This is a genomic window from Pelotomaculum isophthalicicum JI (genome assembly GCF_029478095.1).
Taxonomy (GTDB): Bacteria; Bacillota; Desulfotomaculia; order Desulfotomaculales; family Pelotomaculaceae; genus Pelotomaculum_D; species Pelotomaculum_D isophthalicicum.
Map to the genome: position 1 here is coordinate 1 of NZ_JAKOAV010000058.1, position 10081 is coordinate 10081.

General features: G+C 43.4%; 11 protein-coding genes, 1 tRNA gene and 2 pseudogenes. 1 reads left to right on the forward strand and 13 read right to left on the reverse strand.

The features are described 5' to 3' along the window. Positions 1-115: 115 nt before the first annotated feature. On the reverse strand, positions 116-283 hold the full coding sequence (locus L7E55_RS16965; RefSeq protein ID WP_277445550.1) for a hypothetical protein: 168 nt from the start codon (positions 281-283) through the stop codon (positions 116-118). Here L7E55_RS16965 and L7E55_RS16970 point away from each other — a divergent pair. Next, positions 269-342, forward strand: a tRNA-Gly gene (locus L7E55_RS16970). The genes L7E55_RS16965 and L7E55_RS16970 overlap by 15 nt on opposite strands. A gap of 645 nt (positions 343-987) precedes the next feature. Here the strand turns inward: L7E55_RS16970 and L7E55_RS16975 are convergent. The 12 genes and pseudogenes from L7E55_RS16975 to L7E55_RS17030 form a co-directional block, all read right to left on the reverse strand. Continuing rightward, positions 988-1335 carry a restriction endonuclease gene (locus L7E55_RS16975; RefSeq protein WP_277445552.1) on the reverse strand — a complete coding sequence of 116 codons (348 nt, stop codon included), beginning with the start codon at positions 1333-1335 and terminating at the stop codon, positions 988-990. 144 nt (positions 1336-1479) lie between these two features. After that, positions 1480-2721 (reverse strand): MFS transporter, encoded by a 1242-nt coding sequence (locus L7E55_RS16980; RefSeq protein WP_277445553.1) that lies wholly within the window; start codon positions 2719-2721, stop codon positions 1480-1482. Positions 2722-2775: 54 nt separating this feature from the next. Then, complete coding sequence (locus L7E55_RS16985; protein WP_277445554.1) at positions 2776-3306, reverse strand: PIN domain-containing protein; 531 nt, start codon at positions 3304-3306, stop codon at positions 2776-2778. Then, positions 3299-4057, reverse strand: a complete 759-nt coding sequence (locus tag L7E55_RS16990; RefSeq protein WP_277445555.1) for an ImmA/IrrE family metallo-endopeptidase — start codon at positions 4055-4057, stop codon at positions 3299-3301. The genes L7E55_RS16985 and L7E55_RS16990 overlap by 8 nt, the downstream gene beginning before the upstream one ends. Continuing rightward, positions 4054-4398 (reverse strand): helix-turn-helix domain-containing protein, encoded by a 345-nt coding sequence (locus L7E55_RS16995; RefSeq protein ID WP_277445556.1) that lies wholly within the window; start codon positions 4396-4398, stop codon positions 4054-4056. The genes L7E55_RS16990 and L7E55_RS16995 overlap by 4 nt, the downstream gene beginning before the upstream one ends. Before the next feature lie 429 nt (positions 4399-4827). Continuing rightward, positions 4828-6210 (reverse strand): hypothetical protein, encoded by a 1383-nt coding sequence (locus L7E55_RS17000; RefSeq protein WP_277445559.1) that lies wholly within the window; start codon positions 6208-6210, stop codon positions 4828-4830. A gap of 108 nt (positions 6211-6318) precedes the next feature. Next, the gene (locus L7E55_RS17005; protein WP_277445557.1) at positions 6319-6558 is read right to left on the reverse strand and encodes a single-stranded DNA-binding protein; all 240 of its coding nucleotides are present in this window, start codon (positions 6556-6558) and stop codon (positions 6319-6321) included. Positions 6559-6693: 135 nt separating this feature from the next. Beyond that, positions 6694-6810 (reverse strand): integrase, encoded by a 117-nt coding sequence (locus L7E55_RS17885; protein WP_476748276.1) that lies wholly within the window; start codon positions 6808-6810, stop codon positions 6694-6696. Positions 6811-6831: 21 nt separating this feature from the next. Next, positions 6832-7920 carry a recombinase zinc beta ribbon domain-containing protein gene (locus L7E55_RS17840; protein WP_420852070.1) on the reverse strand — a complete coding sequence of 363 codons (1089 nt, stop codon included), beginning with the start codon at positions 7918-7920 and terminating at the stop codon, positions 6832-6834. A gap of 216 nt (positions 7921-8136) precedes the next feature. Further along, a pseudogene (locus tag L7E55_RS17020) lies at positions 8137-8300 on the reverse strand (phage major capsid protein); the annotation flags it as partial. A 14-nt stretch (positions 8301-8314) separates the two neighbouring features. Next, positions 8315-8896, reverse strand: a pseudogene (locus tag L7E55_RS17025) (head maturation protease, ClpP-related); the annotation flags it as partial. Then, positions 8794-10080, reverse strand: a complete 1287-nt coding sequence (locus L7E55_RS17030; protein ID WP_277445558.1) for a phage portal protein — start codon at positions 10078-10080, stop codon at positions 8794-8796. The pseudogene L7E55_RS17025 and the gene L7E55_RS17030, both read right to left, overlap by 103 nt. Position 10081 lies beyond the last annotated feature (1 nt).

The window sequence follows — 10081 nt, forward strand, 5'->3', positions numbered from 1 at the left end:
ATTATAACACATTACGCAAAATTACGCACTATTTATCGGAGGGAATTTGACATTTTTCCAATAAAAAAAGCCCTATTTTCAAGGCTTGTAGAGATTTCTATATAGGTCGCAAGTGTCAAAGACCCGTATCTACCGCATCTAACTTACATACACCCGGTAAATATTTTTCGGCCAGGGTTGAAAATAACACTGGTTCAAAAATAACTTTGACTCCCCACAAATTTTTAGTTATAATATTAGTTGCATTTATAAAAAATGATTTCTCCAAGCGGGTGTAGCTCAATGGTAGAGCATCGGCCTTCCAAGCCGAGTACGTGGGTTCGATTCCCATCACCCGCTCCATTTTTTATAGGATACTATTTTAATTTGTTGTGTGACTGGAAGCATAAGTTTGCCAAATGGCAGACTTATGCTTCCTTTTTAATAGAACGAAAGCCCGCAGCAAGAAATTTAGCCTTGATAACCCAGTAATCATGTATTCGCACGATATTATTGTATATGCTCTTATGCCTTCCTCATATACCGGGAAGCATTGATCTTCGTGGTGTTTCGGGGAATGGTGCATAAATCTTAAATCAAAGGCTCGCGGCAGGCTTATGCTTCCTAAACGGGCTTTCGGTAGACTTATGCTTCCTTGACCCTCGTCCTGCGTTTACCCAACATTTTTAGCCTCCTCGTTTTTCCCTTATCTATCGAATACGCCTATTTTTAACCATCCGACACGCACACAAAAAAAAAGAGTAAGGACGTGGATTAAATCCTACATCCTTATTTTTAAAGGCTTTGGTGTCGGAGAAGCGACATTATTTTATCACAACTTTGTAAAGTGGGATGAATAAATACATATTTACTGGAAGCAATGGTTTTCGTCCATTGCTTTTTTTGATCAAGAGAAGGATTCAACATTGTAAACCGCGTTAATGTAGCCTATGATGTTAGTCCTTAACCGTTTGTGATCATGGCCTAGAGATTAGAAGGAATTACCTATCATTTAGAAAGAACTTCGTAAATACTCGTCGCCACTTTGAAGTTAACACCCAGAGCATCGAAGTGAGCCTGGCCGCAATCTATCTTACGGTTCTCAGTTTCTCTCCGCCCGTCGCGGTCATGTGTACTTTTGGTCTCGCGGACCAGGTAGAGCTTATCGTCGTGTTCCGTAACGACTGCCCAGTCGGGATTGTAGTCTCCTAATGGTGTCGGCACGACGAACCAGCGTGGCAGCTTGCAATAGAATTTGACGTTCTGGTCCGTATCCAGCTTCTCCGCGATTTCCCGCTCCACCCCTGAATCAAAAGGAATGTAGTCGTACGGGGTACGGTCGTCTTTGCTTTGCACTTCGTACAGGCGGGATAGGTATTCTTCGATCTCCTTTTCTTCAAATTCATATTAATGGCTTGGAATCTATCAATTCGATTTTTATCTGATAGGCTTTCATATGCTTTCCCGATTTCCTTTCCGGTTATTCTACTGAAATGTTCATCAATTTTTCACTTGATGGCTATTCTTTACCATATTGTTCATTTTAAAATAGAGAATTATGGCAATCAATTCTATACCGCAGGTGAAAGCAATAATAAATCCTATTTTGTTCATATCATACAGCAATCCCATCAGTGCCGCTCCACCAAGCAAAGCCAAGCCATAACTGGTGTTAAAAACCCCATAGCCGGTACCCCGTTTATTAAAAGGTGTAATATCTGCTATGGCTGAACGCATTACAGTTTCATGAGTACCCATAACAATGCCAAAAACGATCATGCCAATAACGATGAGTATTGTTGAATGGCTCAAGGTGAGGAATGGCAAAAACAGCGTGATGAACGGAATTGCCATCAAAACCAGAAGACCTCCAGTTCTCATTTCCGTCCTAATTTTTAATCGATCATAAGCTTTGCCAATAAACAGCGCTGTAGCAGCATCGACAATCATGGCTACTGAATACAGCAGAGTTATGTTTCCGTCTGACATCAGGTTATTCGCTTTCAAGTGGTAACCCACTGTGCTGAAATTGACAAATCCCAACGTACAGAAAAACGTAAAGGCTGTATAGATCCAAAATATCGGCTTAAGGTGCTCTGAATAAAACTCTTTTTTTACAACAGCAGGTATAAGATTGTCGCGTTTAATCCTCCTGTAGGCATATATCAGAAATATCATCAGAATTGCGAATGGAACAAATAACGCTTTATACCCTAACTGGTACTGTGCAATGCCGTTCTTCCCCGTAAAATAAAACACCATAGTAAAAATAAGGGGTCCGATAAATGCTCCAATCTGGTCCAAAGCTTCCTGAAGGCCGAAGGCAAACCCAACCCCGACTTGATTTTCTGCAACTCCGGAAAGGATTGTATCCTTAGCAGGACTTCGCAGCGCTTTCCCGATTCGCTCCATCAAAATAAGAACAACAAGAATATTCCAGTTCATCGTAAATCCTATCAGGGGTACAATCAAAAGCATACCGTAGCCTAGGAACATAAAAAGCCAGTATCTGCCGCTCTTATCGGATAAAACTCCGGCAACGAGTCTTAGAAAATATCCAAGGAACTCACCGATACCAAAGACCAGACCGACCTGAGCAGCGCTGATTGTCAGTAAATTTAAGTACTGACTGTTGGCGCTTCTTGCAGTCTCATAGACCACATCCCCCATCATACTGATAATACCGAATATGATGATCACCGTAACAGCCGGGGTAAAACGATTTTTGGATTGAGTACTCATAAGCTAATAACCTTTCCTTGTGTTCCTTATGGCTTTATTTCAAATCTATGTAATCTACAAATTCTTCATATAATCCGTTAACGAGGCTCCAGGCAGTTTACGCTGCTTTTGCAGCATATTTGCCCATATTGCATTGCCTTGAGCTTCGGTTATCAGGCCGCCATGTAAGGCTTCAACCAAAATATCCGCCGTTGTAATGTGCTGCAGCCCATACTTTTTAACATACGGAACAATATCACGAAGATTATTGCTCGCCACTATGCCGTTATTTTGTTTGGCTAAAACAATTGCAGCAGCTTCCCCGCGCCCAATCACCCTAAAGCCTTGCTCTGGATTTGAAGTCAATGATATGTAGAGCATATGTTCTTCAGTGCCGGCCATTATCTGCCCTATGCTGACATATCCGGAACCAATAAGTGTATCGGTCTTCTGCTTCAAATGCGGGACGAATGGTTTTGACAACTCATCATAAACCTGCTGGGGAACAATGATTTTGCCGCCGTAAAGCTTGACCAATATATTCTCATTCCCTACCCATAAGAACGCAGAAAGGCAGTCAGTATCAATAAACAGCTTATTAGTCATATCTTTCTACCTCTGCTGCGTCAAGGCCGTAGACAATATCCGGCCGGAAGGCATCCATCAAAAGTTCTTCATATTTGCCATCAGATATAATATCTTTTTCTTTAAGCTCTTCTGCGAGCTTGATGTAGTCGCCGGTTGTCATATACCGCTTATTTTCCGGCAAAGGCAGGTAAAGAGAGGCATCATAACCAAGCCTTAAGGCAGACTTAATTACATTGGATTTCATGGTCTCAGCAAATTCCCTGCTGATATATCCATCGTTAATCAAGCGAAAAAGCGTGGCCTGCCTGCTCATTTGAAAATACTGTTCAATCTTTACCACATCTTCGGCTGCTAAAGTCATAGGTTTTTTCTTTAAAACATCTGTTATAAAGGATTTTAGGGCATCATAGGGCGCTAAAAAATATGATGCAAAAGCATCTGCTTCTTTTTCAGTCTCTGGCTTGTCTGCCTCAATATTTTGTTCACAGACAGTGCTTACGAACCCATCCTGTATAAATAGATGGTATAACTCATGTGCTGCGGAATAGCGTTGCCGTCCATAAGAAAGAGTGGAATTAATAGCCATAACCATATCGTCAGCTGACTTTATACACATGCCGCTGATGCGTTCCGAAAAAGGATAAAATATCAAGGTGAAATTGTCCAATCTTCCCAGAATGGCAAAAATATCAAGGGGAGACATGGCGTCCTCCCCCAGACGTTTTCTGAGCATCACGGCTTCGGAATTTAATTCAATCTTTTCTTTCACGAATGTGCCACCTCTAATAGCTGCCGCATTTGCTTCAAATTCAAAGCAATTTTATTAATATCGGAAATTGCGGCCAGATCGTCTTTGCTGATCGACGCAGCTCTAAAAGCAAACTGCAAGTGCTTTATATCATCATTCCCATCTGATAGTTCGTCGAGAGTACAGCCGAATAAACAACAAGCCTTCTCTAATGCGTCAACGCTTAGCTGCCTCTCTCCTTTTTCACATTTGGAAATGTAACTTTGATCTACATTTAAAAAAGCAGCTAACTGCGCCTGATTTAAACCGCTTCTTTCCCGCAAAGTTTTTAGTCTATTCCCTATGCCATTTATAGCGATCATTTATTTTCACTCCCTTCTACGTATATTATATGTCCTCGCTGTCATAAAATAAACATTTATTTTTATGTTTTTTATGACAAGGTAGAGGACAAAATATTTTCTAAATTGATCTATTGGTAGTTTAGCCCTGCCCGTAGTCATATATCGCTTGTTTTCGGGCAAAGGCAGGTAAAGAGAGGTATCATAACCAAGCCTTAATTACATTGGATTTCATTGTCTCAGCAAATTCCCTGCTGATATATCCATCGTTAATCAAGCGAAAAAGCGTGGTCTGCCTGCTCATTTGAAAATACTGCTCTATTTTCACAACATCTTCTTCTGACAAATTCGAACAAATAGGGCCAAGGCTTGGTTAAAGCTATTTCCTAATATTGGTATAATCACATCACCTGCAACTAGTTTAAATCAAATCTTCTTCAGAAATAGTAGTTACGCTTCAACCTTATCAGAATAATGGTTATATCGGGCCCCAATTTTCTTATATTGCCTTCTTCCTGTTTTTTTACAATGAAAGTCTCTGGTCATATATTCCGTAATATTTGCTGCTTCCAACAACCTAGAAGCTCGTCCATCATTTGAGTATAGATAATTACATATTTTGGCCCAAATACGTTGTATTTCAAGAAATTCTTTGTAATGCTTTTGGACGTTACTGTGATATTTCTCTAATTCAATTGCTATATTCATAAATTCCTTCCTATTAAAGTAATTACACAATTTAGGCAATGTTTCACCTAGCTGTTGCCTCATCTGTTCAATTTTATCTTCGTAGACATTTCGTTGTGTTATATATAGCAGAAGTGGTTTGTATCGAATCCAGCCAATACAAGCATTGTAGAAGCGGGTTATAATTTGCTCTGAATCTGCTTTAACGTATCGAAGGTTGATAGGCAATACTCCATCAAGCAAATGATTATAGGTAGAAAATCCGTCATGGAATGTATAACACGGTACCCGGATCACCTTGTGTTCGCTCAGACAGGTGCTTAAAAAAGTGTCTTCACCACGTGCACCGGGCGGATTATAGAATGGCTTGACTCTAAGGAGATCGGTCAGGTTAATACAGAGGTTCCCTCCGGAAATAAATTTACAATGATTGACTTCCTTAACCTCCTTTGTTACATCGCTGGTGAGCACCTGCGTATCGGCATAAGTAATACTGCCATTATTCATTATCATTCGTATTGAATCCCAATTAATGATATCGTTGCTTATAGCTTCTATAAATGTAGCAAAATCCTTCTCAGTCAGAACGCTGTTAAATTCCACATACGGAATGGGGGATACATACCCACAATGATAGCCATGAGTGATATCAGCCTGTCTTATATAGCGCAAGTGAGTTTTTATAACATGCTGACCACTCCATACAACGTTCGGGCGTGTCCTGGTTACTGCCAGTGGATATTCGTCATCATCCAGGAAAATAAGATAATCTATGTTGTTTTTTATCGCAGTATAAAGGATAGAATTACGCTGGGCTGCATATCCACTTCCAAAAATCCAAGTTTCTTTTTTATCGATAACATTTTTCCGCACAAGATGCTGGACTTCCGCTTTCATCTCATCTTTACCTATAAAATAGGTATTATCTATCAGATCAAGCACTTCTTGTTTTATTTCAGTATAATCTTGTGGTTTGGTATTTGAATACTTTAAATCATAAGCAACTAAAAGGTTTAGACCGATATCTTTTCTTTCAGCCAAACCACATTCCCGCCAGTTGTAAACATAACTTTTTAAAACCTTTCGAAAGCTCTTACGTCCTGTTGCAAAACCTATTCCTACTTGAATGTTTTTGTTCAACATCATCAACCTCCCCAACCATTATTAAAAACATTCAATAAAGAATAAGAATCGTTAAACATCTGATATGGAAATTTAGAACAAAACCGCTGTCAATCCACCCCTTTTCTTAATTTACTTGCATATTTTCGCATATCTCTGCTGGTTCGAAGATGTCTTCTCAATCGCCTGAATATTTCCACCAGTTTTATTAATTTGATTTAAAAATAACGTTCCAAGAAGTAGCCTGTCTTTTAATGGAATTCTATTCCAGACATAACCCTTAAATAAATCTCTGACCAGAAATATCTCGTCTTCTTGAAGGTTATAAGTTTCTTTTATAGCTTCGTCCAATAATTCATTAACATCAACCACGACAAACACCCCCTTTATCATCATTATTAACATTGTTGTTATCAACATTGTACTACTATTCCGCATATTGTCAATCATACAAAAAGACCGCCAATCAAGGAGCATTTATCCTCAACTGGCGGTTGCCATGTTCCCCTAATTCTCAATTTCAACCTCTACACCTGACTTAAATTCCACCGTCAGCCTGTCCTCAAATACCGTTACCTTCTCCACAAGCCGCCTGACCAGCTTATCATCAAACTCTGTAACCACACCGCTTTGCCCCCGCAGGAATTAGTTCATTTCTGCAATACGCTGGCGTCTGTTTTGCCGTTCGGCATTGTGTACCATTGTGTTTTGCTTGATTTCCCGCAGGCGGTAGATTTCGTCCGCTACCTTTTCATAGTCGGCTTTTGAGTGAGCAAGGCGCAGCAGCTCCTCTTGCAATTCATTGAGCTTGGCATCAATATCACCGGTCTCTTTATCGTATTCCACAGACAGCACCGTCTCTATATTCTGCTTCAGCGTTGCCATAAATCCATCCCGATCAGCAATAACCAGATTGATCGCTTTGGTTATTGCATTCTGCAGTTCGCCGTTTTGAAAACGGAAGGCAAAGCCCATCTTGACGTTCTGACTGAGTGACAACGACTCCTGCTGGGCTAGCGACGCCATGATGGTAAGCAGAATCTCACCCTTGCTATCCAGCGTGTTGATATTCTCTTTCTCGAAAAACACGGGAATGCCGTTTATGAATTCAAATTCAGCGGCTCCGCTGTGGGATACGGTAATCCGCATGATAACCTGCCGCATCATCTCACCGTCGATTTTATCCGGTGTCTTTTGTAAAGCGGCAAGCAGCTTCTCGGTCTGGTATTCAAAATCATCCACTGTTACTTGTGAGTATACATACTCTGCTTGCTTGAACGGGTCCGCAAAGCGCTGTTCAATCTGTATCCGCGGGGCAGGCGGTTTTTCCTTTAATGCCGCAATATCCAAGGTACGGATAATTTCCATGAAGGATGTTTCCAACACCGTTTCAGGTATCATCGGGCTGTTGCAGCACAGGCGACCCTTCACAATGCGCCGGCGGCATCTCCAGCGTTCCTTGCCGTCATCTTGGTAACGCCGGTATTCGCTGCCGCACTCGTTACAAAAAATCTTACCCTCAAATGGTGATATCTCTGTCTTGTCATCAGCAAAATAATTCTTGTTTCTGCCCAGCGATGTGTGTCTGCGCTTTATGCCCAGCTTATCCCCTGCTGCCTGCAGCGACATACCGCCTACATACTCTGTGAACAACCTTCTGACCTGCAGGGCTTTATTATCATCAATTACTGCTTTACCGTTTTTAATGCTGTATCCGTAGGGGGTATGCGCCATTCACCTCACTATCCTTTCCCTTAAAACTAAACCGCATTTCAATTTGAACCCCAGCTCGACCGGAGAAAATACCGTAATCCCGCTGACAAACCTTTCAAACAGCCCATTGTCAAATTCCTCGATAATACCGCCATCCTTGGCCAGGTATTTATAAAGCTCCTCTGCTTCAGTAACTGCGGATTGTTCACCGGCTAATGAATTTAAAAACGCAGTTTTCTGTTCCTTGAGTCTGGCCGCTTCCAGTTCCGCTTCCATCTTTTCATAGGCGGCAACGTCCTTAGCTGAAAGGAGCCCGTTAGGTCCCCGTTTGCTGTCGAGAAACGCCTTGCGGTTTCCCACACCTTGGCTCTTTTCTCCCGCAGTTCTAAAATTTTGCTCATTTATGAATCCCTCCTTAAAATCTCAAGAGGTCAAGCCTCTTTTCCAGCGCGGCGATGTCTGTTCCGCTGGGTTTTTCCTGGCGTGGCAGTTTGGCTAGAAGCGAGTTGACCACCGCCATTTTGCTGAAGATTACTCCCTCGCTGGCTGGAACAGCGTTGCTCTCCGGCATAAACATGATCTGATCGGCAAAGCCCAGCTCCACCGCTTTTTTAGCATTGAACCAGCTCTCCGCGTCCATAAGGTGCGAGATCTTGGCTCTGGAAAGGCCGGTTTTCAGCTCATAGGCGTTGATGATGCTTTCCTTGACCTCGCTTAACATGGCGATGGCCTTTTCCATCTCCTCCGCGTCGCCATAGGCTATGGTCATGGGATTGTGGATCATCATCATGGAGACTGGGGACATTAAGACTTCACTCCCCGCCATGGCAATAACCGAGGCCGCGCTGGCTGCTATGCCGTCGATTTTTACGGTGACTTTGCCTGGGTAATCCATCAGCAGGTTGTAGATTTGGCTGGCCGCAAAAACATCACCGCCCGGAGAGTTGATCCAGACGGTGATGTCGCCGCTTTCGCTAAACAGCTCTGTTTTAAAAAGATGCCGGCATCAGCCAGCTTGGTCATGTTACCGTTGATAAGGTAAAGATCACCACCCAGTTCCTCAGGTATGCGGTTTAAATTTTCCAGTTCCCTAATGTCATTGGCGGACATCCAGCCGTTTTGCCGGCCGATCGCATAGCCGTTCATCCGGCTCTGGTAGTCGCCCCGCAGCAGCCCGTCCACATTGAATTTGATGAAGAAATCCCCTTTTTCAGATGGTGATAAAAGCGCCCTTTGCATGGCCTGCTCCCAGCGCACTACCCAGGGGTCTAAGGTGTATTTCACAAATTCCAGGCTCTGCTGCTCGATATTAGAAAAGCTGGACTTCTCAAGGTCGCCGATCATATGCGGCGGTATCCGGAAAATCCGAGCGATCTCATTGATCTGGAATTTTCTTGTCTCCAAAAACTGGGCCTGCTCGGGCGGTATGCCGATGGGCTGAAACTTCATTCCTTCCTCTAAAACCGCTATCCGGTGCGCGTTGCCGCTGCCCTGGTAGACTGCGTTCCAGCTTTCCCTGATTCTAGCCGGGTCTTTTACTACTCCGGGATGCTCTAAGACTCCGCCGGGGCTGGCGCCATTGGCAAAGCACTTGGCACCATATTCCTCGGTAGCGATAGCCATGCCGATAGCGTTCTTGGCCATGGCGATAGGTGAATAACCCACCAGGCCGTCGAAGCCGAGCCCGGGAATATGCAGGACATCCTCCGGCCTTAAGATTACATACCCGCTATCCTTCCGGTATTCGTAATAGAGCTGCCCATCAGTTGTCCTGTCCACCGTCACCCTATCCGGCAGCAGGGGGTAAAGGGCCAGCACCCTACCGCGGCCATCCCGGATAATCTGGGCATAGGCGTTGCCCCATAACAAAAGATGACTCATAAGTGTCTCACGGAACACAAACGAAGTCATCTCCGGATTAGGCTCGTCATGGAGCAGATAATATAGCTGGTGGCTGGCTGCCTTCTCCTTGCCGCCGGCTGTGTACTTATATACATGCAGCGGCAGGCTGGCGATGGTTTCCGCCAGGATCCTGACACAGGCGTATACCGCGGTGGTCTGCATGGCGGTTCTTTCGTTCACACTCTTGCCGCTTGAGGTGCTGCCGAAGAAAAAGCTGTAGGTACTGCCCCACAGGCTGTTTTTCGGCTTATCCCTTGCTTTGAACAACCTAGGAAATATG

Coding starts and splice junctions, on each gene's coding strand:
- L7E55_RS16980 (WP_277445553.1), bottom strand. CDS start 2,721: ATGAGTACTCAATCCAAAAATCGTTTTACCCCGGCTGTTACGGTGATC.
- L7E55_RS16985 (WP_277445554.1), bottom strand. CDS start 3,306: ATGACTAATAAGCTGTTTATTGATACTGACTGCCTTTCTGCGTTCTTA.
- L7E55_RS16995 (WP_277445556.1), bottom strand. CDS start 4,398: ATGATCGCTATAAATGGCATAGGGAATAGACTAAAAACTTTGCGGGAA.
- L7E55_RS17000 (WP_277445559.1), bottom strand. CDS start 6,210: ATGATGTTGAACAAAAACATTCAAGTAGGAATAGGTTTTGCAACAGGA.
- L7E55_RS17840 (WP_420852070.1), bottom strand. CDS start 7,920: ATGGCGCATACCCCCTACGGATACAGCATTAAAAACGGTAAAGCAGTA.